Annotated in this window: 19 protein-coding genes and 1 tRNA gene; 8 read left to right on the top strand and 12 right to left on the bottom strand. The window is 70.7% G+C overall.

Features of this window, described 5'->3' with window-relative positions; genetic code table 11:
- The first annotated feature begins 128 nt into the window (after nucleotides 1-128).
- Nucleotides 129-1,031 (top strand): cobalamin biosynthesis protein CbiG, encoded by a 903-nt coding sequence (locus H2041_RS09480; protein WP_293411949.1) that lies wholly within the window; start codon nucleotides 129-131, stop codon nucleotides 1,029-1,031.
- On the opposite strand, the gene H2041_RS09475 is transcribed toward H2041_RS09480, so the two are convergent.
- Complete coding sequence (locus H2041_RS09475) at nucleotides 1,028-2,404, bottom strand: MATE family efflux transporter (RefSeq protein WP_293411947.1); 1,377 nt, start codon at nucleotides 2,402-2,404, stop codon at nucleotides 1,028-1,030. The two genes, H2041_RS09480 and H2041_RS09475, sit on opposite strands and share 4 nt — an antisense overlap.
- A 184-nt stretch (nucleotides 2,405-2,588) precedes the next feature.
- Here H2041_RS09475 and H2041_RS09470 point away from each other — a divergent pair, with 184 nt between their 5' ends.
- Nucleotides 2,589-4,031 (top strand): hypothetical protein, encoded by a 1,443-nt coding sequence (locus H2041_RS09470; protein WP_293411945.1) that lies wholly within the window; start codon nucleotides 2,589-2,591, stop codon nucleotides 4,029-4,031.
- On the opposite strand, the gene H2041_RS09465 is transcribed toward H2041_RS09470, so the two are convergent.
- From H2041_RS09465 to glmU, 5 genes are all read right to left on the bottom strand, one after another.
- Entirely contained in the window at nucleotides 3,988-5,367 is a 1,380-nt protein-coding gene (locus tag H2041_RS09465) for a class II 3-deoxy-7-phosphoheptulonate synthase (RefSeq protein ID WP_293411943.1), read from the bottom strand. The two genes, H2041_RS09470 and H2041_RS09465, sit on opposite strands and share 44 nt — an antisense overlap.
- A gap of 52 nt (nucleotides 5,368-5,419) precedes the next feature.
- Nucleotides 5,420-6,667 (bottom strand): O-antigen ligase, encoded by a 1,248-nt coding sequence (locus H2041_RS09460; protein WP_293411941.1) that lies wholly within the window; start codon nucleotides 6,665-6,667, stop codon nucleotides 5,420-5,422.
- The gene (gor, locus tag H2041_RS09455; protein WP_293411939.1) at nucleotides 6,664-8,046 is read right to left on the bottom strand and encodes a glutathione-disulfide reductase; all 1,383 of its coding nucleotides are present in this window, start codon (nucleotides 8,044-8,046) and stop codon (nucleotides 6,664-6,666) included. Before gor ends, H2041_RS09460 begins: the two co-directional genes overlap by 4 nt.
- Nucleotides 8,047-8,059: 13 nt before the next feature.
- Nucleotides 8,060-8,743 carry a ribose-5-phosphate isomerase RpiA gene (gene rpiA, locus H2041_RS09450; protein WP_293411937.1) on the bottom strand — a complete coding sequence of 228 codons (684 nt, stop codon included), beginning with the start codon at nucleotides 8,741-8,743 and terminating at the stop codon, nucleotides 8,060-8,062.
- Between the two features lie 63 nt (nucleotides 8,744-8,806).
- Nucleotides 8,807-10,168, bottom strand: coding sequence for a bifunctional UDP-N-acetylglucosamine diphosphorylase/glucosamine-1-phosphate N-acetyltransferase GlmU (gene glmU / locus H2041_RS09445; protein WP_293411935.1), 1,362 nt, complete (start codon nucleotides 10,166-10,168; stop codon nucleotides 8,807-8,809).
- A gap of 92 nt (nucleotides 10,169-10,260) precedes the next feature.
- Between glmU and H2041_RS09440 the strand changes: the two genes are divergently transcribed.
- The 5 genes from H2041_RS09440 (at nucleotide 10,261) to H2041_RS09420 (ending at nucleotide 14,775) form a co-directional block, all read left to right on the top strand.
- Nucleotides 10,261-10,998 (top strand): HAD-IA family hydrolase, encoded by a 738-nt coding sequence (locus H2041_RS09440; RefSeq protein WP_293411933.1) that lies wholly within the window; start codon nucleotides 10,261-10,263, stop codon nucleotides 10,996-10,998.
- Between the two features lie 16 nt (nucleotides 10,999-11,014).
- Nucleotides 11,015-11,089 (top strand) — tRNA-Val (locus tag H2041_RS09435).
- 164 nt (nucleotides 11,090-11,253) lie between these two features.
- Nucleotides 11,254-11,835 carry an alpha/beta hydrolase gene (locus H2041_RS09430; protein ID WP_293411931.1) on the top strand — a complete coding sequence of 194 codons (582 nt, stop codon included), beginning with the start codon at nucleotides 11,254-11,256 and terminating at the stop codon, nucleotides 11,833-11,835.
- A 140-nt stretch (nucleotides 11,836-11,975) separates the two neighbouring features.
- Nucleotides 11,976-14,309: a M10 family metallopeptidase gene (locus H2041_RS09425; RefSeq protein WP_293411929.1), complete on the top strand. Its 2,334-nt coding sequence runs from the start codon at nucleotides 11,976-11,978 to the stop codon at nucleotides 14,307-14,309.
- A 58-nt stretch (nucleotides 14,310-14,367) separates the two neighbouring features.
- Nucleotides 14,368-14,775, top strand: coding sequence for a hypothetical protein (locus H2041_RS09420; RefSeq protein WP_293411927.1), 408 nt, complete (start codon nucleotides 14,368-14,370; stop codon nucleotides 14,773-14,775).
- Between the two features lie 12 nt (nucleotides 14,776-14,787).
- Here H2041_RS09420 and H2041_RS09415 read toward each other — a convergent pair whose 3' ends face one another.
- From H2041_RS09415 to H2041_RS09395, 5 genes are all read right to left on the bottom strand, one after another.
- Nucleotides 14,788-16,773 carry a pyrroloquinoline quinone-dependent dehydrogenase gene (locus tag H2041_RS09415; protein ID WP_293411925.1) on the bottom strand — a complete coding sequence of 662 codons (1,986 nt, stop codon included), beginning with the start codon at nucleotides 16,771-16,773 and terminating at the stop codon, nucleotides 14,788-14,790.
- Nucleotides 16,770-17,138 (bottom strand): hypothetical protein, encoded by a 369-nt coding sequence (locus H2041_RS09410; protein ID WP_293411923.1) that lies wholly within the window; start codon nucleotides 17,136-17,138, stop codon nucleotides 16,770-16,772. Before H2041_RS09410 ends, H2041_RS09415 begins: the two co-directional genes overlap by 4 nt.
- Before the next feature lie 105 nt (nucleotides 17,139-17,243).
- Entirely contained in the window at nucleotides 17,244-18,569 is a 1,326-nt protein-coding gene (locus tag H2041_RS09405; protein WP_293411921.1) for an APC family permease, read from the bottom strand.
- Between the two features lie 13 nt (nucleotides 18,570-18,582).
- The gene (locus H2041_RS09400) at nucleotides 18,583-20,610 is read right to left on the bottom strand and encodes an amidohydrolase family protein (protein ID WP_293411919.1); all 2,028 of its coding nucleotides are present in this window, start codon (nucleotides 20,608-20,610) and stop codon (nucleotides 18,583-18,585) included.
- Between the two features lie 11 nt (nucleotides 20,611-20,621).
- Nucleotides 20,622-22,097, bottom strand: coding sequence for a peptidase S10 (locus H2041_RS09395; protein WP_293411917.1), 1,476 nt, complete (start codon nucleotides 22,095-22,097; stop codon nucleotides 20,622-20,624).
- A 236-nt stretch (nucleotides 22,098-22,333) separates the two neighbouring features.
- Here H2041_RS09395 and H2041_RS09390 point away from each other — a divergent pair, with 236 nt between their 5' ends.
- Nucleotides 22,334-23,815, top strand: coding sequence for a peptidase S10 (locus tag H2041_RS09390; RefSeq protein ID WP_293411915.1), 1,482 nt, complete (start codon nucleotides 22,334-22,336; stop codon nucleotides 23,813-23,815).
- 12 nt (nucleotides 23,816-23,827) lie between these two features.
- Here the strand turns inward: H2041_RS09390 and H2041_RS09385 are convergent, their stop codons facing one another.
- The gene (locus H2041_RS09385; protein WP_293411913.1) at nucleotides 23,828-25,300 is read right to left on the bottom strand and encodes a hypothetical protein; all 1,473 of its coding nucleotides are present in this window, start codon (nucleotides 25,298-25,300) and stop codon (nucleotides 23,828-23,830) included.
- Between the last annotated feature and the right edge of the window lie 3 nt (nucleotides 25,301-25,303).

Here is a 25,303-nt window from a genome sequence, read left to right as displayed (position 1 = left end):
GGGATTCTCCGGATCCGAACGAAGGCGCACCATAGCGATCTTGTGTGTCTTGTGAACGACCACGCCATTGGCCCGCGAGGGTCAAAGCGGCTACAACCGGCTCACCCCCACCCCCGGAGTTCAGACCCGTGACGCGCCTCTTCAGCGCCTATGTGATCGTCGACTGGAGCGCGGCCGCCAAGCCCGCCACCGGCGCGGACTCCGTCTGGATCGGCGTGCTCAAGCGCGACGTGCGCTTCCGCATGTCCTTCGAGTCCCACAATCCCGCCACGCGTCAGGAGGCCGAGAAGGTCCTGGCTACGGTGCTGGACGACCTGAAGAAGCGTGGCGAGCGCGCCCTGCTCGGCTTTGATTTTCCTCTGGGATTCCCCCGCGGCTTCGCAGACGCCCTGAAGCTGACGGGCGATCCGCCCTGGCGGGCGGTCTGGGACCAGGTCGACAAGATGGTCAAGGACAAGGCCGACAACACCAACAACCGTTTCGGCGTCGGCTCCGAGCTCAATCGGCGGATCACCGGCGGCCCCTTCCCGTTCTGGGGCTGTCCGCCGAAGGATGCGCTGACCACTCTGCAGCCCAAGCGCACCCGCGCCCACGGGCCGGGCGACCTGCCGGAATTCCGGCACACGGACCTGGCGGCCAAGGGCGCGGCCTCGATCTGGAAGCTCTACTACAATGGCTCGGTCGGCGGTCAGGCCCTGCTCGGCATCCCGGCGATCAAGCGGCTGAAGGCCGCTCGCGGCGAGGCGGTGCGGGTCTGGCCCTTCGAGACGGGGTTCAAGGCGCTGAACGAGGCCGATCTGGAGGGTGTCGAGGCCGTGGTGGCCGAGGTCTACCCTTCGCTTCTGAAGATCAAGGCCGCGCCGGGCGAGGTGAAGGATCTCGTCCAGGTTCGTGAGACCGCCGAGCACTTCGCCCGCCTGGACGAAGCCGGCAAGCTCGCCGAGCAGTTCGGTCCCGCCGCCGACATGGATCCTGCGGTGGTGGTCGACGCCGAGCGCGAGGAAGGCTGGATCCTCGGGGCCGGACGCTAGATCGGCCGTCGCGCCAGGATCCAGAAGCGTCCCGCCAGCAGGCCCGCCGAGATCAGGCTGGCGATGATGACCGCCCAGACGATGCCGGCGACCCCCAGGCCGCGCGGCAGGGCCAGCCACCAGGCGAGCGGCATCATGATCAGGATGTAGCTGGTCAGGTGGGTGAAGGTCGGAAGCCAGATGTCGCCGCGGGCTCGCAGGGCATGGGCGATCACCACCTGCATCCCGTCGGCCAGCAGGAAGAGGCACGACAGGACGAGCGCGCCCGTCGCCACCGCCAGCACTTCGGGATTGGTGGTGTAGGCCGCCGCGATCCATGGCGCTGCGGGCCAGACGATCAGCGAGACCGCGACGCCGAAGACGGCCGTCACCCCGAAGCCGACCAGGCCGGCGCGGACCACGCCCTCCCGCTCGCGGGCGCCATAGGCGCTGCTGACCAGCACGGCGGTCGCCGCGGCGATGCCCAGCGGGGCCATGAAGACGATGGCGACGACGTTGAGGACCACGGTCCAGGCGGCGAGCGCCAGGGCGCCGATCCACCCAGCGACCACGTTCAGCGAGGCGAAGGCCGCCACCTCGAAGAAGTTGGAGGCGCCGGCGCCGTAGCCGACCCTGCGCTGCTCGGCCTCGGCCACGCGGTCACGGACGGGTTTGTCGAAGACGCCGAGGCTGCGCGCCTCAGCCATGTTGGCGATGTAGGCCAGCAGCGCGATCAGCAGGAAGCCGCGCGCGGCGAAGGTCGCCCAGGCCGCCCCCACCGCGCCGAGCGCCGGCAGGCCGAAGGCGCCGGGCACCAGCAGCAGCAGGAAGGCCAGGTTGACGATGTTGGCCAGCCACATGGCGACGGTCGCCGGCCCCGGCCGCGACAGACCCTCCAGCCAGAACGAGGCGACACAGGAGAGCACATAGGTCGGCAGCGACAATGCGAAGACGATGACCGGCACGACGGCGCCGTTCGCCAGGCTCGCCTCCAGGCCCATGCGCGGCAGGCCAAGGGGGCCGAGGATGGCCAGGGCCACGGCCGAGGCGATCCCGATCCAGGCGCCATAGACCATGCCCCGGCGCAGGACCGCCCCGCTCTCCTGGCGCCGTCCTTCGCCGACGGCGCGCGCCGTCATCACCTGCACGCCGGTGAGCAGGCCGATGGCCATGGTCAGCACGACCGAGGTCGGGGCCCAGGCCAGGGCGTGGAATCCCAGCTGCTCGGCCGAGAAGCGCCCGACCACGATGGCGTCCATCAGCCCCATGGTCATGATGCCCAGGCGCGCCAGAACCACCGGCCCCGCGAGCTTCAGGAGCTTGGCGAGGTCGGCGCGAACGAGACTGGGGCGTCCGGCGGGCGCCGGCGCCGTGGGGGCCGACAGACCGGCCATGGGAGCACCTGGAATGAGAAATAGGGCGCGGAAAGTGAGCGCGCTCCCCTCGCCGCGCAAGCCCCCGGCTCCGCCTCCGCGCCGGTTCCGCGGCGGGGGTGGCTGGAAGGGCACAGCGGAGATTGCGCTCCCTCAATGGCGGCCGCCGGGCGGTCGATAGAATTCGCTCGATCCGGAGAGAGAGATGCGCCCCGCCGAAGCCCTGTTCCTGGCCTCTCTCGCGGCGGCCTTCCTGCTCGGGTTCACCTCGCTCGCTGGGCTCGGCCGACTCGCCGCCAGCGTACTGCTCGTCGGCGGGCTGCTTCTCGTCCATCTGACGGTCGACGGCGCGCGGTGGCAGATGATCCCGGCCTACGCCTCCGCCTTCGGGCTCGCAGCCCTCGTGGCGGGGCGCCTCTTCGGTCCCGCGCCGACCCTTTGGCCGTACGGCGCCGCCCTCGGCCTTGTCGGCGTCCTCGCCGCAGCGGCGGCCGGACTGGCCGTCCCAGTGTTTCGTCTTCCAGCCCCGCCTGGACCATATCCGATCGGGACCAGCAGCATCGCCCTGACCGACTGGGACCGGGCCGACCCCTTCACGGGCGAACCGGGCCGGCGGCTGGTCGCTCAGATCTGGTATCCGGCGCAAGCCGGGACGGGCGTCGGCGCGGCGCCTTACATGGAGGACGGCGCAGCCCTCGCGCCCCTTGCGCGGCTCCTCGGCCTGCCGGGCTGGGCGTTGGGCCATCTCGCCCTGGTGCGAACCCATGCCCGCAGCGAGGCGGCTATGGCGGCTTCGTCCGAACGCTGGCCGGTCGTGATCTTCGCCCATGGGCGCGGCGGCTTTCGCCAGCACAACACCGGCCTTGTGGAGGCGCTGGCCTCGCATGGCTATGTCGTCGTCGCTCTCGATCAGCCCGGCGCGGCGGCCGGCGTGCGGTTGCCCGACGGGCGAAGGCTGGACTTCGATCCGCGCATGGCCGACCGCGCCTTCGCGCACGCCATGGCGCCGGCCCTGGCCGAAGACATCACCTTTCTCATCGACGCATTGCAGAGGCTGAATGCTGGCGACCTGCACGAACGGTGGAAGGCGCGCTTCGATCTGACCCGCCTCGGGGCGGCCGGAGTCTCGCTGGGCGGGGCGGTGATCGCCCAGGCCTGCGTTCTTGACCAGCGAATCCGAGCCTGTCTTCCGATCGACGTCTATATGCCGCCGGCGGCGGCCGCGGGCGGCCTTTCGCAGCCGACGCTCTGGATCACGCGGGACGCCGAGACCATGCGGCGCGAGGGCTGGGCGGAAATCGACGTCGCCGAAACGCAGGAGACCATCGCTTCGGCCTGGTCTGGAATGGCGGCGCCGGGATACGTCCTGCGCGCCCCGGGGGCCTACCACGTGGACTTCTCGGACGCCGCCCTGATGGCGCCGGGGCCTGTCGGACGGAGGCTCGGCCTGATCGGTCCGGCGAAGCCGGGCGTCGTGGGCCAGCTCACGACGAGCGCGGCGATCGCCTTCTTCGATCACGCCCTGCGGGGCGCCTCCATCGAGCCGCTCAAGGCTGCGGCCCGCAGGGCCGGGGCAAGCCTCGAACTCAACGCCGCAGCGCGTCTCAGCTCGCCGCCCGCTGGGCCACCTCGGTCCGCTCTTCCTTGAGCTTCTCGGCCACCAGGAAGGCCAGCTCCAGCGCCTGCTCCCCGTTCAGGCGCGGGTCGCAGTGGGTGTGGTAGCGGTCCGCCAGGTCGCCCTCCGTCAGCGCCCGGGCGCCGCCCAGGCACTCGGTGACATTCTGGCCGGTCATCTCCAGGTGGACCCCGCCGGGATGGACGCCCTCGGCCTTGGCGATCTCCACGAAGGACTTCACCTCCGACAGGATGCGGTCGAAGGGCCGAGTCTTGTAGCCCGTGGCCGCCGTCAGCGTGTTGCCGTGCATCGGGTCGATCGCCCAGACCACGTTGCGGCCGCCGGCCTTGGTCGCCTGCATCAGGCGCGGCAGCCGGTCGGCAATCTTGTCGTGGCCGAAGCGCCCGTAGAGGGTCAGGCGGCCGGGCTCGTTGCGGGGGCTCAGCACGTCGATCAGGCGCAGCAGTTCGTCGGGCTCGACGGTCGGGCCCACCTTCACCCCGATGGGATTCTTCACGCCGCGGCAGAACTCCACGTGCGCGCCGTCGAGCTGGCGGGTCCGCTCGCCGATCCAGAGCAGGTGGGCCGAGGTGTCGTACCAGTCGCCGGAGGTGGAATCGACGCGGGTCATGGCCTCCTCGAAGCCCAGCAGCAGGGCCTCGTGAGAGGTGAAGAACTCCACCCGGTGCAGGTCCGGCTGGCTCTCCGGCGTCACGCCGATGGCGGCCATGAAGGTCAGGGCTTCGCTGATCTTCTCCGACAGCTCGCGGTAGCGGGCGCCCTGCGGGCTGTCCTGCACGAAGCCCAGGGTCCAGCGATGGATGTTGTAGAGGTCGGCATAGCCGCCGCCGGCGAAGGCGCGGAGCAGGTTCAGCGTGGCCGAGGACTGGGCGTAGGCCTTCAGCAGGCGCTCCGGATCGGGCGTGCGCGCCTCGGCCGTGAACTCCATGCCGTTGATGTTGTCGCCGCGGTAGGAGGGCAGCTCGACATCGCCCACCTTCTCCACCGGCGAGGAGCGCGGCTTGGCGAACTGGCCGGCCATGCGGCCCACCTTCACCACCGGCTTTCCGCCCGCAAAGGTCAGGACCACCGCCATCTGCAGGATCAGGCGGAAGGTGTCGCGGATGTTGTCGGCGTGGAATTCCTTGAAGCTCTCGGCGCAATCGCCGCCCTGCAGCAGAAAGGCGCGACCCTGCGCCACATCGCCCAGCAGGGTCTTCAGCCGCCGCGCCTCGCCCGCGAAGACCAGGGGCGGCATGCCGCGCAGGGTCTGCTCCACCCGCTCGACCGCCGCGGGGTCCGGATAGTCCTGCGGGATGTGCTTGGCGGGCTTGGCCCGCCAGGCGGAGGGCTTCCAGTTCTCGCTCATGGCTCAACGCTCCGGGCCGCCGGCGACCAGCGGCGGAAGAAAGACGGGGTTTCTACTCCGACAGATGGGGATAGGTCGATGCCTTCGCACGCACGGAAGAGGCCGCGGGGGCGCCCGCGCCCGCCGCCAGCCGCTGCGCGCCGAGGCTCGCCACGACGGCCAGAGCGCCCAGCGCCAGCCACCATTCCTGCCACACGCCGAAGCTGACGGCCGCAAAGGTGAGATAGGCCACGGCCGCGGCGGCGCCGGCCATGGCGCCGGGATCCGGGGCGCGGCGCTCCAGCCGGTGGAACAGGCTCGCCCAGAAGACCGCCGCCGCAGCCGCGCCTATCAGGCCGAGCTCGAGCCAGATCTGCAGGGCGCCGTTGTGCGGGTGCAGGCGGATGCCCGGCCCGAACATGCGGCTGGCGTCCAGGCCCCAGCCGCGGAACGGCTTGTCGCCGATCCAGCCGAGCGCATAGCTCCAGTAGTCCATCCGCATGCTCCAGGAGAGCGACACCGCCGCCTGCAGGCGGGCGTAGAGCCCCGACTGCTGCAGACCCCAGACGATCAGCGGCGCGGCGAGGAAGAAGACCGCCGCGCCGGCGGCCATCACCCGCGGCGCGCCGAGGGGCCAGCGCCATACGGCGGCCGCGGCGGTCACGCCGGCGGCGAGCGCGATGATCGGCGCATCGGCGGCCAGGCCGATGCTGCCCGCGGCGACGGCCGCCGCCAGCAGGACGGCGAGCTGCCACCAGCCCAGCCGGATCGCCGCGAGCGCCGCCGGCGCCCACAGGACGGCGAGGACGAAGACGCCCTGGGCGACGTTCTTCACCGCCAGGTCGGGCCGGATCGGATCGCCGATGGCCGCACGGACGGCCTGGTAGAGCCGTGCGCCTGTCGCCGCTTCGAAGATGACGACGGCCGACAGCAGGCTCATGCCGGCCAGGAAGACCCACAGGGCCTGCCGCAGGATCGCGGGGTCAGCCCGGCGCACGGCGCACCAGGCGGCCCAGTAGAGAAGCCCCTGCGCGGCGAGTTTCGCCGCCGTGCCGCTCCAGATCACGTCCGGCTGGAACGGGCTCCAGATCATCGAGCTCGCCGCCCAGAGCACCGTGACCAGCAGGGCGATGGCCGCCGGCCGGTCGGCTTCGCGCACCTCGAAGGCCGGCAGGGTGAGCAGGCCGACGATCGCCATCAGCGGCGCAAAACCCAGCGGCCCCAGCCAGCCGAGCAGCGGCGTCATCACGGCCGCGAAGACGAGGACCCAGCCGCACCAACGGGCGAAGAAGGGGCCGAACCGGCCCTCGCTCGCCGTCACGCCGCCGCGCCCAGTTCCTGCGGCACGTGCTTCTCCCGCATGGTCACCAGCTCCTCGGCGAGCGTCGGATGGACGGCGCAGGTGGCGTCCCACTGCGGCTTGGTCACGCCCATCTTGAGCGCGATGGCCGCCATCTGGATGATCTCCGGGCCGTCGGGGGCCACCACATGGCAGCCGAGGATGCGCTCGCTCCCCTGCTCCACCACCAGCTTGATCAGCGCCCGCTCGTCGCCGCCGGCGAAGGTGTTCTTCATGGCCCGGAAGCGGGACAGATAGATGTCCACCTTATGGCCGGCGTGGCGCGCCTCGGCCTCGCTCATGCCCACGGCTCCGATCGCCGGCTGCGAAAAGACCGCCGAGGCGACCATCTCGTGGTCGAAGGTGGTGGGGTTGCCGTAGAATTCCGTCTGGGCGAAGGCGGCGCCCTCGCGGATGGCCACCGGCGTCAGGTTGATCCGGTTGGTGACGTCCCCGACGGCCCAGATGTTCGCCACATTCGTGCGGGAATAGGCGTCGACGGCGATGGCTCCGTCCGTCAGCTCCACGCCCGCCTTCTCCAGGCCCAGCCCCTCCACATAGGCCTCCCGACCCAGGGCGAAGAGCACCACGTCGGCCTCCACCCTGGCGCCGCCGGTCAGGTGGCTGACCAAGCCCGAGGCCGTCTTCTCCACCTTCTCGTGCTGGCTGCCCAGCAGGACGTTGATCCCCTTCTTCTCCATCTCCTCGGCGAGGTGGGCGCGCACGTGGTCGTCGAAGCCGCGCAGGATGTTCGGCCCCCGATGCACCAGCGTCACATCCACGCCCAGCCCTTTGAAGATGCAGGCGAATTCCACGGCGATGTAACCCCCGCCGGCGATCACCATGCGTTTGGGCAGGCGCTCCAGATGGAAGGCCTCGTCGGAGGTGATGACGTGCTCGATCCCCTCCAGGCCCCGCGGCAGCCAGGGCCGGCCGCCGGTGGCGATCAGGATCTTTTCGGCCGTCACCGTCCTGTCCTTGCCGACCAGTTCGACGGTGTGGGCGTCGAGAAGCCGCGCCTTGGCGTGGACGAGCTCGGCGCCGGCGTTCTGCAGGTTGGTGACGTAGATCCCCGAGAGGCGGGCGATCTCCTTGTCCTTCTCGGCCAGGAAGGCGCTCCAGTCGAAGCTCGGCTCGCCCAGCGTCCAGCCGTAGGCCTTCGCCGTCTTGAAATGGCTGGCGTACTCCGAGGCGTAGACCATGAACTTCTTGGGGACGCAGCCGCGGATCACGCAGGTCCCGCCGACGCGGTGTTCCTCGGCCACCGCAACGCGGGCGCCGCTGATCGCCGCCAGGCGCGCCGCGCGCACCCCGCCGGAGCCGGCGCCGATGACGAAGAGGTCGTAGTCGTACTCAGCCACGGGGGCGCGCTCCTTACGGTTCCAGGGTGATCACGCCGTCGGGCGTTCCCACCAGGGCCATGTCGGCCAGGTCGAGGAAGAGGCCGTGATCGACCACGCCGGTGACGCTCTTCAGCGCATCGGCCAGCGCCGCGGGTTCCTCGATCCGGCCGCAGGCCGCGTCATAGATGAGGTTTCCGCCGTCGGTCCGCACCGGGGCGCCGTCCTTCATGCGCAGGCGCGGCGCGACGCCGAGGTCGCACTCGGCCAGGGCGTCGCAGATCCGCAGGGCGGTGGTCTCGTGGCCGAAGGCGACCACTTCGATGGGCAGGGGGAACTTGCCGAGCGTCTTCACCTGCTTGGCGGCGTCGGCGATGACGACGCACCGCTTCGAGGCCTCCCAGACCAGTTTCTCGCGCAGCAGGGCCGCGCCGCCCCCCTTGATGAGGGAAAGGGCGGGTCCGATCTCGTCGGCGCCGTCCACGGTCAGGTCGATGGACTTCACCTGGCCCAGTTCGCCCAGCCGCACGCCGAGGCCCTGCGCCAGCTCGGCCGTGGCGAGCGAGGTCGGCACGCCCAGGACGTCGATCCCGCGCGCCGCCAGCGCCTTCACGAACCAGGCGGCCGTGGAGCCGGTGCCCAGGCCCACCGTCATGCCCGGCTCCACCAGGGCGGCGGCGGCCTCGCCCGCGGCTCTCTTCTGTGCGTCAGCGTCCATCGCGCTCTCTCGATGCTCCTGGTCCGGACAAGGGTCCGTTCATAGGCGCCCGCCGCGCCGCCGTCAGCCCTTGGCCTTGGACTTCTTCGCCATCTTGGCGGCGCGGAAGCGGGCGGCCCAGCCGGGCTTCTCGGCCTGAACCGCGCGCTCCAGGGCCAAGGCGTCGGGCTCCACGTCGCGGGTGATCACCGAGCCCGAGCCCGTATAGGCGCCTGCGCCCACGCGCACGGGGGCGACGAGCGCGGTGTTGGAGCCGATGAAGGCCCCCTCGCCCACATGCGTCTCGTGCTTGTCGAAGCCGTCATAGTTGCAGAAGATCGTGCCGGCCCCGATGTTGGCGCCCGCGCCGACCGTGCCGTCGCCCAGATAGGTCAGGTGATTGGCCTTGGCGCCTTCGCCCACCTTGACCTTCTTCACCTCGACGAAGTTGCCGATGTGCGCCTGCGGCCCGATCTCGGCGCCCGGCCGCAGCCGCGCATAGGGACCGACCAGCGCGCCCTCGGCCACGCTTGCGCCCTCCAGGTGGCTGAAGGCGCGGATGACGGCGCCGGTCGCCACCTTCACGCCTGGCGCGAAGACGACGAATTGTTCGACCGTCGCGCCCGGCTCGATCTGCGTGTCCCAGGAAAAGTGCACGGTGTCCGGCGCCGGCATGGCCACGCCGGCGCCGAGGAAGTGGGCGCGGCGGCGCTGCTGGAAGATGGCTTCGGCGGCCGAGAGCTGGGCCTGCGAGTCCGCCCCCATCACGGCCGTCTCGGGGGCGAACACCGCCCGCACCTGCGCCTCCTCGGCCACGGCGTGGGCGACCACCTCGGTCAGGTAGTATTCGCCCTTGGCGTTGTCGTTGCCGACCTTGGCGAGCCAGCCGAACAGCCGGTCGCGGTCGGCGACCATCATGCCCGAATAGCAGGCGCGGACGTTCCGCTCCTCCTGGCTGGCGTCGCGCGCCTCGACGATGCGGATCACGTGGCCGTCGGCGCCGCGGATCAGCCGGCCATAGAGCGCCGGATCGGCCGGTTCGAACCCCAGCAGGGCCAGCGTCGCCCCCTTCTGGCGCAGTTCGAACAGGGGCTCGAGGTCCCTGCCCTCCAGCAGCGGGCAGTCGGCGTTGGTGACCAGCACGTCGCCATGGAAGGCCGCCAGCGCCCCTTGGGCGGCGAGCACCGCATGGCCGGTGCCGAGCGGCGGGTCCTGCACGGCGATGGCGTTTTCGCCGAGGCGGGCGACGGCGGCGGCCCGCACCTGAGCGCCCGTCTCATGCGCGCCCACGACGACCACCACCTTCTCGCAGCCGGCCGCCTGAACCGCATCGATGGCGCGGTCGAGCATGGTGCGCCCGCCGACCTTGTGCAGCACCTTCGGAAGGGGCGACTTCATCCGCGTGCCCTGTCCGGCGGCGAGGATGACGGCGGCGCGTTCGGTCATGGGCGACAGGCTCCCGAGTCGGCGGCGAGGTTTGCAATCTTGCGGCGTTTAGCCGAAACCGCGACAGGTTTCGACGCAGGAGGCGCCTCGCCTTGTCCGCCCATCCGCACTTCGCCGCCCTCGACCTCTCGCCGCTGGCCGGCGCCACGCTCGCCTTCGACCTCGACGGCACCCTGGTCGACACCGCCCCGGACCTGGTCGGCACGCTCAACCACATCCTGCAGGAGGAAGGCCACGCCCCCCTGCCTGTGGACGACGCCCGCCCCTTCATCGGCCGCGGCGCCCGCTTCCTGCTGCAGCGCGGCTTCACCGCCGCCGGCGCGCCGATAGAAGAGACCTTGATGCCCGGCCTCTTCGAACGCTTCATCGCCCGCTACAACGCCCACATCGCCGACGAAAGCCGCCCCTTCGACGGCGTGATCGAGACGCTGGAGGCGCTCTCCGAGGCCGGCGCGCGCCTGGTGGTCTGTACGAACAAGCGCACGGACCTCTCCACCAACCTCCTCGACACCCTGGGCATGACCCGCCACTTCGCCGCCATCGTCGGCGCCGACGCCGCCCCGGCCCAGAAGCCCGACCGCCGCCACCTGGAGACCGCCATCGCCAAGGCCGGCGGGGCGCCCGATCGCGCCCTGATGGTCGGCGACGCCGCCCCGGACGCCGGCGCGGCGCGCAACGCCGGGGTGCCGCTGGTGCTCGTCAGCTTCGGCTACACCGAGATCCCCGTGGCCGAGCTGGAGCCCGACGAACTGATCCACAGCTATCTCGACCTGCCGGCCGCCGCCTTGCGGCTTCTGACCGCTTGCCCTGCGCGAAGCGACGCGTTATAGGCGCACCCCTTCCGGCGGATGCGTAGCTCAGCGGGAGAGCACCTCGTTCACACCGAGGGGGTCACAGGTTCAATCCCTGTCGCATCCACCATTCCTTCCGATTGAATTGGCGTTGCGGGCTGAGCGCCGCCTTGGAATTCGCCTCAGGGCCTGAAGGTCTCGGCGCACGGCGCGAAACCGAGGCGCGGGTGATCCGTTGAACGCCTCCGCATGGATGATCTCAGACGGTACTTCGTTCCGGCGCCCCACGGCGAGGTGAGCCTCGTCTTCGATCGCCTGGCGCGCGCCGAGGTGCTCGCCATCATCCACGGCGCGGCCCGGCGATCGCTGCAGCTCAAGCCGTGGGCGGAGCGGAGCGCTGTGCTCGTCGAGCTGCCGGGGCATGGACAGGCGCCGATGATCGAGGCCAAGGTCGAGGTCTGGGCCGCGGCGTTTCAGGCCGCGTTGCGGCAGCTCTGGGCGGCCCAGCCGATAACTCTCGTCGGCGAGAGCCTGGGCGGCGTCATCGCCCTCCATATGGAAGCCGAGCGCCGGATCCTCCTCGATCCCCCCATGGAACCGACCCCGGCCGTGGCGCACGAGATCCGCTGCGGCAATGTCGCGCCCTGGCTCCAGCCCCTGATCACGAGCGACTACTGGTCCCTGCTCGACAGCCAGGACCAGCGGGTCGAGGCGGTCTGCGCATCGAATGGCATCCTTCCCCAGGCCGCCCGCGACCGCCTGTCCGCCCACCCGAACGTCGACTACGGCGAGATAGCCGGCGGGCACGTCTTGCTGGATGACAATCCGCAGGCGGTGCTCCAATTGATCCAAAAGAGGTCTCCGGGCCGCGATTGACCGGCGAGCCGACCCGCGATCATCGCCCGCAATTTTTCTGATGCCGCCGCACGCCAAGGTGGCGCTGTCGTGGTAAGGCACGCCCGCGATCGGGTTTCGCGCCTCCGGCGAAGGCCGGCGGGGTGTTCAGGAGTGTCTCAGTGGCCAGTGGCGTTGTTGTCGGAGCAAGTGGCTCCTCGTCGATCGATTCCCTGCTTTACGGTACGAAGTGGGACGGGACCGCCCTCACCTACGGCTTCCCTGCCCTGGCGAGCGAGGTCACCGGCTATACGACGCCGCCCGATCCGTCCCACTTCCAGGCTCTGACGGCAACAGAGATAGCCGCCTTCCGGGCGGCCCTGCGGGAATGGGCGGACGTGGCGAACATCACGTTCACCGAGACCACGGCCGAGACGTCGGACCTCCGCCTCTATCGCTATGACGACGGCGGCAACCTGACCGCCCGGGTGGTGAGCTATCCGGGCGCGTCGCCCGAGGGCGGCGACATCCAGATCGGCGCCGCCGTCGCCGGCGACTTCACCCCGGGACGGTTCCAGTTCTTCACGCTCGTCCACGAGATCGGCCACGCGCTGGGCCTGAAGCACCCGAACATGACGGCGAACGGCTTCCCGGCCGCCGACGCCGCCACCGACGGCGTCGAGAACTCCGTCATGAGCTATCGGAGCGTCCTGGGCGGGTCGACCGGAGCCTATACGATCGCGTCCGGCTCCTACCCGACCAGTCCGATGGCCGACGACATCGCCGCGATCCAGTACCTCTACGGGGCCAACTGGACCACCAACGCCGGCGACACGACCTACAGCTTCGATCCTTCGGCGTCGGTCATCTTCCTGACGCTATGGGACGGCGGCGGCGTCGACACCCTCAACTTCGCCAGCTTCACGACGGACCTGGAGATCGACCTTCGGCCCGGCGCATGGAGCGACCTGGGCGGACAGTTCGCCGTTCTCGACAATGTCGCCCCGACCTACGCCAGCGGCAATGTCCGCATGTCCCACCTCTATCAGGACGACGTGCGCTCGCTGATCGAGAACGCCAACGGGGGGAGCGGCGACGACCTGTTGCAGGGCAACCAGGCCGACAACCGGCTGCAAGGCGCCGGCGGCGACGACACGCTGCAGGGCGCGGCCGGAGCCGACACCCTGCTGGGGGGTGCGGGCCAGGACAGCCTCGCGGGCGGGGACGGCGCGGACGAGCTTTCGGGCGGCGACGACGCCGACACCCTGCAGGGCGATGCCGGCGCCGACAGCCTGACCGGCGGCGCCGGCGTCGACAGCCTCAGCGGCGGAGCCGACGCGGACACCCTTGATGGGAGCGCAGGCGCCGACACCCTCAGCGGCGGATCGGGCGCGGACCAGCTGACCGGCGGTCTCGGCGCGGACCGGCTGGAGGGCGGCGACGGCGACGACGACCTGACGGGCGGCGGCGACGCCGACACGCTCGCAGGCGGCGCGGGCGCGGACACCTTGCGCGTCGGCGATGGAGACGTGATCATCGGGTTTGAAGCCGGCGACCGCATCCTCGTGACCGGTCTCGATCCGGCGACCGCCACCGCGACCTACGCCGCCTCGGTCCTGACCATCGACGCCGACGGTCCGGCCGCGGGGGCCGCCATCTCCGTCACCCTGGACGGCGGCGTCCCGGCCGGGCTCCAGGTGAGCCTCAAGGCCGGCGGAGAGATCATTCTGGAGCCGATTCCCAGCCCGCCGGCGCCGCCGGCGCCGACGGCGGGCGCCGACAACCTGACCGCGGGTCCGGAGCCCCTGTCCGCAGGCCCGGGCGGCGACGTCGTGATCGCCTTCAGCGAAGCCAACTGGCTCCACGGCAATCAGGGGAACGACACCCTGCACGGCGGCGGCGGATCGGACACCGTGCTCGGCGGCCAGGACAACGACCGCCTGCTGGGCGAGGACGGCGACGACAACCTGTTCGGCGACCAGGGGGCCGACAGCCTCGAAGGCGGCGGCGGGGTCGATCTGCTGTACGGCGGGATCGGCGACGACTTCCTGCAGGGCAACAGCGGCGACGACTGGGCCTCGGCCGGCGACGGGGCCGACACCGCCCATGGGGGTCAGGGCGATGACTTCGTCCACGGCAACGCCGGCGACGACATCGTGTCCGGCGACCTGGGGGCCGATACGGTTCACGGCGGCCAGGGCGCGGACCGCCTGCTCGGCGGCGAGGGCGCCGACTGGCTCTCCGGCGACATGGGCGACGACGTCCTGACCGGCGGCGCCGAGGCCGACGTCTTCAACTTCGTCGGCGGCCAGGGCCGCGACGTGGTCACCGACTTCGACGTCGCCGGCGGGGACCGCCTGAGGATTGCGATCGCCGACGCGCCGGACTTCGCCGCCCTGATGCAGAACGCCGCCACCGTGGGCGCCGACACGGTCATTACGCTGGACGACCAGACGATCGTCCTCGTCGACGTCCAGTTGGGCAGCCTCACCGCCACCGATTTCGTGTTCGCCTGACGCCGGACGCGAACCGCTGCGGGAGGCGCGCCTCCCGCCTCCTCCGATGGGAAACGCCATGGGCCCCGAAGACGAAGATGCCGAAGACGGCGGCGGGTTCGACGCCGACGACTGGGCGCGGCTGAAGCCGTTCGCCGGGGCGGTGGCGGACCTGGCGGACGTGCAGGCCAGGCGCGCCGTCTTCGCCCTCGCCGACACGCACGACCCGCGTCCGATGGCGCTGCCCCTGCCGCAGCCTGTGATCTGGTGGGAGGATGACGGCGAGCAGGCGGCGGTCGCGGTCCAGGCCGAGGTCCACGTCAATTCCGACGGCGAGGAGATGGAGGTCCTGGGCCTCATCCTGCCGGACGGCGGCGCGGCGGTGGCCCTGATGGAGGACGTCGACCTGGTCGACGACACCGATCCCACCTGGCGGGCGCTGGTCGAAAGCGCGATCGAGCCTGGCGCGGAGGAGGACGGCGTCTGAGGGCGCCGAGGCTCACCCGCCCGCGTCCGGTCCCTCCGCCGGCAGGGCGAAGGCGATGAGCTGGTCGCTGACCTCCGGCTTGAGGATCGAGTTGCCGCCGACGACGAAGGCCACGTACTGGCGGCCGCGATAGGTGTAGACGGCGGGATTGGCGACGGCCGGCGCGTCGACCTGCGCCTTCCACAGGACCTCTCCGTTGCGGATGTCGAGCGCCCTCACCCGGGCGTCCATGGACGCGCCGATGAAGATGAGGCCCGAGGCGGTGACGGCGGGACCGCCGATGGTCACCGAGCCCCACGACTTGGGCATGTAGAAGCCCCACTTCTGGACGACGCCGAAGGGCTTGCGCCACAGAAGCTCGCCCGTATCCATGTCGTAGGCCGAGATCGAGCCGTAGGGCGGCTTCCAGCAGGGCATGCCCAGCGGATTGAGGAAGTTGGTCAGCCGCAGGCCGTAGGGCGACCCTGTCTGGGGGTGATAGCCGGTCAGCTTCTCCTGTCCGCTCGTCTCGCGCTCGTAGTCCTCCCGCGTGAGCAGGCGATAGATCATCGCCACGTGCGAACTGTTGACCACATAGGTGTTGGTGCGCGGGTCGAGCGCTCCGCCGCCCCATTCCACCCCGCCCGGCGTGCCCGGAAAGACGAGGCTCCCCTCCCCCAGGCTCGGCGGCGTGAAAAGGCCGTCATGGCGCAGGGCTTCAGCCTTCCGGCTGCAGTAGCCGAGGCTCAGTATGTCGGCGAGCCTCGAGACGCCCGGCCAGCGGTCGGCGATCACCGGTTCCGGGCGCGGGACGTAGGGCTGGGTCGGATAGGCCCGCTCGCCCGGCACGTCGGAGGCCGGAACCGGGCGCTCCTCGATCGGGTAGATGGGCTCGCCGGTCAGGCGGTTGAGGACGAAGAAATGGCCCTGCTTCGTCGCCTCGATCAGGGCCGGGATCGTCTCCCCGCCGCGGCGGATGTCCACCAGCGTGGGCGCGCTGGTGCCGTCATAGTCCCAGATGTCGTGGTGGACCATCTGGTAGGCCCAGACCTCTTCCCCCGTCTCGGCGTCGAGGGCGGTGATCGAGGTGGCGTGCGGGGCCCGCTCCAGACGGTTTCCGCCATAGAAGTTGGGGCTGGGCGAGGAGACCGGCAGGTAGACGAGCCCGGCCTCCTCGTCGACCGACATGGCGGTCCACACGTTGGCCGTTCCCGACGTCGCCGCCACCTCCGGCGGCAGGGTGTGGAAGGTCCACTTGCGCTCGCCCGTGCGGGCGTCGACCCCGAAGACGCTGCCCGGAGGCGTCTCCTGGCTTTCCCAGTCCTTGCCCGCCCAGCCGAGGATCAGGGTGTCGCGATAGACGGTGGGCGGCTGGAGCTGAGACAGCGGCCACTTGGCGTCGGGGGCGTTCCACTGATTGACGTCGAGGACGCCGTTCACGCCGAACTCGGCGCACGGTCGGCCGGTGTCGGCGTCGACGGCATGCAGTTCGCCCATCATGGTGCCGAGGTAGAGGCGCTTCTGACACGCCGCCCCGGCCACGGGCTCGGCGGCCTGCCAGTAGGCGAGACCGCGGTTCTTGAGCGAGGGCTGGGTGACGGCCTTGAGCTCGGCCTTGGAGTCGTAGATCCACTTCACCTCGCCCGTGTCCGGGGTGACGGCGAAGATGCGGTAGAAGGGCGTGCCCACATAGACCGTGTCATTGACGAAGAGCGGCGTGGCCGACCAGACGGTCGACGGCAGGTCGCCCTCGCCGTCGGAAACGTCGCCGGTGTGCAGTTCCCAGGCGACCTCCAGTTCGTCCACATTGTCGGGCGTGATCTGTGCGGCGGGTGAGTACTTCTGTCCGTTCGGCTGGCCGTTGAAGCTCGCCCAGGCGCCTTCGGGAGTCCGGTTGGCCGCCGATGTGGCAGCCTGCGGCGACGGACCGGACGGGGGCGCCTGCGACTGCGCCAGGGCGGCGACGCCGACGAGGGCCGCCGCCACGGGGGCGGCGATCAGGGCGGCGCGGGCGATCATGCGAAGGCTCCTTCCCGTCGAGCCCCGCCGCCGAAGGCGAGAACCAGCCAAGCCAGGAGCGCCAGGGCCATGGCGGCCAGCAGCACCCAGGCCTGAAGGAAATAGGCCGCCAGGCCCGTGCCCAGCACGTCCAGCAGGCAGAGCGCCAGCAGCGTGACCCAGCCCCAGCCCGGCAGGGCCGCGACGAAGCCGATCAGGAGCGCTGCGCCGGCCAGGAGCGTCGTGGAGACGATCACCAGGAGCGCGCCGGGCGTGCCGTCGATGCCGGTCGCGGGTGTGAAATAGCTGTAGACCGCCGCCGCCAGGCCGACGACCGCCAAGGCCGCCAGCCCGAGGGCGGCGGCCGGGGCCGCGCTGCGCCTCATCTTCCTAGTCCCCTGTCCTCCGGCCCGGCCGTCGGATGCGCCGGGCGCTGAGCAAGCCGGCAACTTGTCAGTCGCCGATGCTGTTCCCAGGGAGGACGGAAGAGATCAGGCCGTCGCTGCGGCGCCCCGCCCCTTGCGGGTGGTCCAGGCGTACCAGAGCAGGCCGATCACCAGCCAGGCGAGCAGCAGGGCGTAGGGCCGCCTGTCCGTCTCCAGCCCAAGGGCGGCGATGCCGACGGCCGCCAGGACGCCGAGGGCGGAGAGGACCTGCACGGTCGCCCGGCTGAACCGCAGGCGCGCCTCGGCGTGAACCTCCGGATGGTTCCGCGCCACGCTGAAGGCGGCCAGGCAGGTGCCCATGTACTTCATCATGGTCGGCACGTTCACCGCCAGCAGCAGGAAGAGCAGGCTCGACGGCAGGAAAACCGCCGCCACGCAGGCGCAGAAGGCGACGATGGTGGCCACGTGCGGCGTGCCGAAGCGCGGGTGCACCGCGCCCAGCGCCGACGGCAGCACGCCGGTCCGGCCCATGGCGAACAGGAAGCGCGCATAGACCAGGAAGACCGCGTTCATCGACTTGGCGAGCGCGAAGACGGCCGCGGTGACGATCAGCGGCGTGGCGAACGGGCCGAGCGCGACCTTGGCGGCGTCGAGCAGGGGCGCGGTGCTGCCGGCCAGCACCTGCGGCCCCACCAGGCTGAGCGCCGCGAAGGTGACGGTCAGATAGACGAAGACGGTCAGCGCCAGGGCGCCCGCCATGCCGAGCGGGACCACGCGCTTGGCGTCGGCCACCTCCTCGCCGACCTCGGTGGCGGTCTCGATGCCGAGGAAGAGCTGGATCATCAGCGGCAGGGCCGCGACGATGGGCAGGAGCCCCCCTTCCGCCGCCTCGACGAACAGGGCTGGCCGGAAGGACGGCGCAGCGGCCGCCACGAAGACGGCGAGCGCCCCGAGCAGCAGGAACATCAGGATGGTCTGAGCGCGGGCGGCGACCGCGACGCCCACATAGTTCAGGGCGAAGATGGCGGCGAACATGGCCAGGATGGCCGGCGTGGCCGGGAAGTCGACGACCATGGAGAGGTAGTTGGTCAGGACCCGGGCCAGCACGATCATCACCACCGCATTGGACAGGACCCGCATCCAGACGATGGCGAAGGCCAGCGACGGGCTGGTGAACTGCCGCTGCCACTCGTAGGAGGCCGCCGTCCGGGGCGCGGTCGAGGAGAGGTAGGCGTAGACGAGCGCGAAGAGCCCCATCGGCACGGCGGCGAGCGCGGTGGCGATGAGGATGCCCGACCCGCCGACCTGGGCCGCCGGGCCCAGCACTGTGAAGATGGCCGCGCCGATCGCGGTGCCGGCCCCCAGCATGATGACGTCGATCAGTCGGACGCCGCGCTTCAGCCCGGCCGCGGTGACGGAGGGTTCGGTCATGGCCCTGCCCTTCCTAGTCGGCCTGCGCCGGACGCACCGGCGGCGGCGGCGCGAAGGGCTCGATGCTGAAATGCTCGTAGATCTCGGCCGGGAAGTAGGCGACGCCGCCCACCATGGTCATGCGCGTCTTGCGGATGTCGCTGATGTCGGCGGTCGGATCGCCGGCGACGAGGATCAGGTCGGCGAGCTTGCCCGCCTCGATGGAGCCGAGCTCGTCCTCACGGCCGAAATAGGCCTCCATGTCGTAGGTGGCCAGCCGCAGGGTCTTGCCCGCCGGAATACCGGCCTTCACGTAGAGCTCCAGCTCGCGCAGCAGGGTGAAGCCGGTGCCGTCGTCGGTGCCCGGAAGCAGCAGCACGCCCTCGTCGTCCAGCAGCTTCAGGGTGTCGAGCACCTTTTGGAATCCCTGACGATAGGCGCGGTCGTCGTCCGGACCGTAGAGCGAGACGAAACCCCGCTTGCGGTAGCGCTGATAGCCGATCGGCACGTGCGACAGGTAGGGCGCGTCGCCGGGGTTCACCTCGCCCGAACGCGACAGCATCAGGCGCTCCAGGATGACCGCGGTGGTGTCGAGCGCGACCTCGTTAGCCTTCATCGCCTCCACCGTCTCGCGCACGCGCGGCGAAGACAGGTCGAGGTTCGCGCCGCGGGCCATACCGGTCAGGCGCAGGGGCGTACGGGTGTCCTCCCCCGCCTCCAGGATCCAGCCCAGCATCAGCTGGTTGACGTGGGCGATGTCGTCATAGCCCTCGAAGATCACCCGGTCGGGGCTGGAGAAGGCCGGCACGTGGCCGGTGACGCCCATGCCCAGGGCGTGCGCCTTCTCGATGACCGGGGCCACCCAGTCGGGATTGAAGGAGTTATAGATCTTGATCTGCCAGTAGCCGTGGTCGTGGTACCACTCCACGTCCTTCAACGCCTCCTCCAGGCTGTCGGCGATGAAGCCGTGCCGCGCGGAGTAAGGGCTGCGCCCCTCCAGGAAGCCGTTGCGGACGATCCGCGGGCCGGCGATCTCGCCCGCCTCCAAGAGCTTCGTCCATTCCAGCAGGGCCTCGTTCTCATTGCCCTGGTCGCGCACGGCGGTGACGCCGGCCGCAAGGTTGAAGAGGGCCGAGGACAGGCTCGTATGGTGGTGCATGTCGTGCAGGCCGGGCAGCAGCGCCCCGCCCTGCCCGTCGATCACCGTCTCGCCGGCGGCGGGCCTGGCCGCGCCGTGGGCGGTGACGGAGACGATCCTGTCGCCTTCGATCAGCACGTCCGAAGGCGCGCCGAGCTTCATGGTCAGGGGATCGAAGACCCGGACATCGGCGATGCGCACCGGCCCGTCGAAGCTGTGGGCCAGCTTGTCGCGCGCGGCCTTGGCGCGGTCCATCGCCAGGTCCCGGTTCATGTCGCGAAGCGCCTGCAGCTCGGCCTCGTAGCCCTCGCGCACGACGCCGGCGCCCGGCAGGGCGAAGAGGTCGCCGTCCGCCTCCAGCACCACATAGCCGGGCTCCAGGTCGATGCCGCTCATCTCGTAGATGGTCAGCGCCTTCGCGCGGCTCCCCTCCCCCAGGGTCACGTCGCGCACCTTCTCGAGCTTCAGCGAGCCGGACGGCAGGACCGGCAGGGTCTGGCCCGGCGCCTTGAGCAGCACGCGGGCGAACTGCCCCTCGATCCAGGGGCTGGCGTCGGCGGGCACGTAGAAGATGGGCGCCGCGGCCTCCACCTCGCCTTCGTCCGGCGCGCTCTTCCAGGCGGCCTCGCCATCCTTCCAGGCGTAGCGTTCGTCCACCGCATTGCCGAACAGAGACGAGCCCTTGATCGACCACTCGACGGGAACGCCGTCCGGACCGAGCGTGATCCTCTCCTGCGCCTTGGGGCCGCGCCCGTTGTTGCTGACCGCGTAGTCGATCTCGACCTGCGAACCTTCGACCTCGGCGGTCAGATGGCCGACGCGCTCGCCATTGGCGATGACGACGTAGCTCTCCGTCTCGGCGGCGGCCGGACCGGCCAGGCTGATCAGGGCGGCGAGGCTCGCGCCCAGGAGGGACATGCGCATGGGATACTCCTTCACGGCCGCACGAAGGCGCGGACGGCGTCGGCCAGGGCTTTTCGGTTGGTCTCCTCCGTGAAGACCGAATGCCCGCCGGGAAACTGGGCGGCGACCAGGCGCTCGGGCGGGACGCCCGACTGGTCGAGGATGTAGCGGCCCCGATAGGAGGGCGTGGTCAGGTCGTAGAGGCCCGAGACCCAGAAGAGGCGCAGGTTCGGATCGGCCTGCATGGCCTGGCCCAGGAAGCCGTTGGCGTCGCCCCCGCCCTCGAAGTCCCAGGCCGAGTTCACGTCCAGGTTCAGGGAGTTGTAGGTCTCGGCGCTCTCGAAACCGAGCGTCTGGCGGTAGTAGGCCTCCAGCGCCGGCGGCTCGTCGCTGGTCGCCGCCACGCCCTCGACCTTCGGCGGCGCCGGCGGTGCGGCCGGCGGCGGTTCCAGGCTGAAGTTGAGGCCGGGGTCGTCATAGGGCGGGCGCTGGGCCGGCGCATCCAGGCGACGCGTGGCGCGGCCGTCGAGCTGGCCCGTGCGCAGCCCCTGGTCGGCCAGAAGCTGGAACATGAAGTCCTCGTTCTTCAGCCGCAGATCCTTGGACTCGATATAGTCGGCGGGCAGGCCGATCAGGTCCGACATGCGCTGCGCGATCCGGCGCTTCTCCGCCGCAGGCAGGCTGGCGCCGCGGATCAGCGCGCTGACATAGTCGGTTCGCGCGAACTCCACCGCCTCGTCATAGATCTGCTGAGCGGTGCGGCCGTCGCGGTCGATCTTCCGGTGCCACCAGGCGACCGCCGCATAGCTCGGCAGGCTGGTGACATAGGGCATCTCCAGTCCCTCGGGGCTCGCCACCAGGGCGAACAGCAGGACGCCGTCGAACTTCACCTCACCCAGCTTCACGATCAGGGCGGCGCGGGTGGTGCCGTAGCTCTGGCCGAGCAGGTAGCGCGGCGAGGCCTCGCGGCCGTTGGCGGCGAGCCAGGTCTCGATGACTTTGGACACCGAGGCCGCGTCGCCTGAGCGGCTCCAGTACGGCTGGCCCTCATGCCCCGGCAGCGGCCGGCTGTAGCCGGTGCCGACGGGATCGATGAAGACGAGGTCGACGGCGTCCAGCGGACTGTCGGGATTGTCGACCATCACCTGGGCCGCCCCCTCGCCCAGCCGCCGTTTCGGGCCGAAGGCGCCGAAGTGCAGCGGCGTGGTCGAGGCGCCGGGACCGCCGTTGAAGATGAACATGATCGGGCGGGAGGCGGCGTCCGCGCCTTCGCGCAGATAGGCCGTCGTCACCACCGAGGCGGCCGGCGCGCCGGCCTCATCGGTCAGGAAGGTCTCCGAGACGAGCGCGCGGTAGCGCACCTCCTTGCCGTTGAAGCGGCCGGTATGACGCGTTTCGGCGACCTGCGGCGCGCGAGCGGCCACGGCGGCCGCGGGCTCGGCGGATGCGATGGCCCCCGGTCCGACCAGGACAAGCGCCGCGGCCAGGGCGAAACTGCGCATCGACATGGTTCGAACTTCCCCCGCCCGAGACGACAACCCACTGCGCATCATCCTACCTTCCAGACCAGGCATTTCTATTCGAACTGCCAGCGGCGCCTCCGATCGGCCGCATGGCTGATGCACGACTGCGCGAGGGTCCGGCATAGGCTATGCGAGCCCCGCCGATGCGACGCGGCTGTTCGAAAAGAAATGCCGGGCCGCCGCCGCTAATCTGGCGCAGACGGACAGAATTGGGGGCGGATATGGCGTTGATCACCAAGCGGCAAGTGCTCACCGCGGCCACGGCGGCCGCAGGCCTGGCGGCGGCGGGAAGGGTCATGGCCCAGCCGGCCGCACCGCCCTTCGTGACGCGTCATCAGGGCGTCTTCAACGGCGAGCGCGTGCGCTACGTCGCCACGGTGGCCGAGACCGTAGTGACGAACCCGGCCGGTGCGCCGGCGGTGCGTTTCGTCACCACCTCCTATGTCCGCGAGGGCGTGGACAAGGCCCGTCGCCCGGTCCTGTTCGCCTTCAACGGCGGGCCCAGCAGTTCCTCGGCCACCCTGCACATGGTCGCGCTCGGACCGAAGCGGATCCTGGTAGCTCAAGACCTCGACGCGCCCGAACCCCCGCCGCAGACGGTGGACAACGCCGAGTGCGTTCTGGACGTGGCGGACATCGTCATGATCGACCCGCCCGAGACGGGCTTCTCCCGCGTCCTGGCCGGCGGCAGCCGGGAAGATGTCTATTCCGTCAATGGCGACGCGCGAGCGGTGTCGGATTTCGTCCTCGCCTGGAGCAGGGCCAACGGCCGCGAGGCCTCGCCGAAATACGTGCTGGGCGAGAGCTACGGCACCATCCGGGCGGCGATGATGGCGGGCCTGCTGGCCGAGACTGCGCCGCTCGACGGCGTCTTCCTGTTCGGCCAGGCGGTCAACATGATCGAGACCAGCCAGCGGGCGAAGAACGCCCTGGCCTACGCCACCAACCTCACCGCGCTCGCCGCCATCGCCGCCTATCACGGCCGGGCCGAACGCAGCGACCGGCCGGTGGGCGAGATCATCGACGAGGCCTGGACCTGGGGCATGGGCCCCTATCTGATGGCCCTGGTGCGCGGCTACGACCTGCCGCAGGCCGAACGGGCGCAGATCGCGGCCCGGCTGCAAGCTCTGACCGGCGTCGGCGCCGACTACTACCTGGCCAACGATCTCGCCATCACCAAGATCGCCTTCGCCCGCGAGCTCCTGAAGGACAAGGGCTTGCGGCTGGGGACATACGACGCCCGCTATGTGGGGCCCGTCCCGGCGGACGGAGAGCGGATCCCAGATCCTTCGGCCAAGCCCATGCAGGCCATCCAGCCGATGATGCTGGAGCACTACGCCCGGTTCCTGAACGTCCCCTGGTCGGCGGCCGAGTATCGCCCCTCGGCCCCGGAGACCGGCGACTGGGAATGGAACGGCACGCTCGGCCCCGGCGGACCGTTCCTCGACTTCGACTATCCGGCCGAGATCTCCAAGGCGTTCGCGGCCAATCCGGACTTCCGGCTCATGATCGGAACCGGCGTCTACGACCTGACCACCACGGTGGGACCGGCCCGCTACATGGTCGCCCGCAGCGACTATCCCCGCGACCGGGTGATCCAGCGCGAATATGTCGGCGGCCACATGGCCTATACCGACGAGCGGACGCTGAAGGCCTTCAACGGCGACATCCGCGTCTTCGTGACCGGCGGCAAGCCGGCCTGAGGCCGGCCCGTCTCACCCCGCCTGAACGAAGGTCCGCAGGTCGGCGCTCGCCTGGCGCCGGCCGACGGGGTCGGAGAAGATGGAGTGGCCCGCCTCGAACAGGCGGTGGGCGAACCGGTCGCTCGGCAGGTCGGCCGCCAGATACTCGTTCAGCGGCCCGGCATAGGGAATGTTGAGGTCGTAGCAGCCCAGCATCAGGCTGACCCGCAGGTCCGGGTCGGCCGCCATCAGCTCCTTGAAGACGAGCGGCATGGCGCGGGGGCCGCCTTCGACCTCGTGGTTCCAGCCGCCGTTGGCCTCGTAGGAGAGCCGCACATAGGGGCCCAGCGGCCTGTAGCCGAAGACCTGACGATAGAGATGCTCCACCGCCTCGGTCAGGTTGTAGGTCAGCGTATAGGGCGAGGTGGACGGATCGTCATAGGGCGGCCGCTGCACGTCGGTGACGAAGTACGGCGCGTGGGCGCGGGCGTCCGACAGGCCGATACGCGCCTCCCGTTCGGCCAGGAGTTCGCGGATGAAGCGGTCCATGGGAATCCGCAGATCTGCGGCGAGGATCTGGGCCTCCGGCAGGCCCAGATAGCCGGAGAGTTCGCGCGCCACCTTGGCGCTCAGAGCCGGGGAGATCGTTTCGCCTTTCGCAAGCGCGCGGGCGTAGTCGCCCTCGGCCCAGCCGCGCGCAGCCTCGGCCAGGACGGCCGGCTCTGCGCCCGCATGGGCCGACTTGCCGTAGTAGAGCGCCGTCGCCGCCTGGCTCGGCAGGGCGCGGACGGCCGGATCGGCGGCGGCGGCGAGATCCTTCGCGCCCCGCGTGCCGGTGGAGGGCGAAACCAGGACGACGCCGTCGAAACGGACCGGTTCCGGCAGCCGCGCCATCCGCTCGGCGACCATGCCGACGCGGATCCCGGCATAGCTCTCGCCCACCAGGTACTTCGGCGAGGCCTCGCGGCCGTTGGCCTTCAGCCAGATGGCGATGAAATCGGCCACGGCGCGGGCGTCCTCGTCGACGCCCCAGTAGCGGGCGGCGACGCCAGGCTTCAGAAAGCGGCTGTAGCCGATGCCGCCGGGATCGACGAAGACGAGGTCGCTGGCGTCGATCAGGGTGTCGGGATTGTCGGCCAGCCGGAAGCCCCGGCCCGCAGCGTTGCGGGTGTGGACCGGCGCCAGGCCCTCGCGCAGGTCGATGGTGGCGGCGCCCGGACCGCCGTTGAAGAAGAAGGTCACCGGCCGCGCCGCCGCATCCTCGCCCTCGGCGAAATAGGCGGTGGAGAAGAGGGTCGCCTCCGGCGCTCCGTCCGGACCGGGCAGCACCGTCTCGGCGGCCACGGCGCGGTAGGCCACCGTCCGGCCGCCGGCCTTCGCCTCGCCTCGGATCACGGCCGGTTCAGGCGCCAGGGGCTCGGCCGACCAGGCGCGCCCGACGGCGAGGCTCGTGGTCGCCAGGCCGAGCGTCAGGCCGCCTGTGAGGGCGCGGCGGGTCAGTCTCATGAT

The sequence above is a fragment of the Phenylobacterium sp. genome, assembly GCF_013911965.1.
Lineage (GTDB): Bacteria > Pseudomonadota > Alphaproteobacteria > Caulobacterales > Caulobacteraceae > Phenylobacterium.
This window is presented reverse-complemented; position numbering and strand designations above follow the sequence as displayed.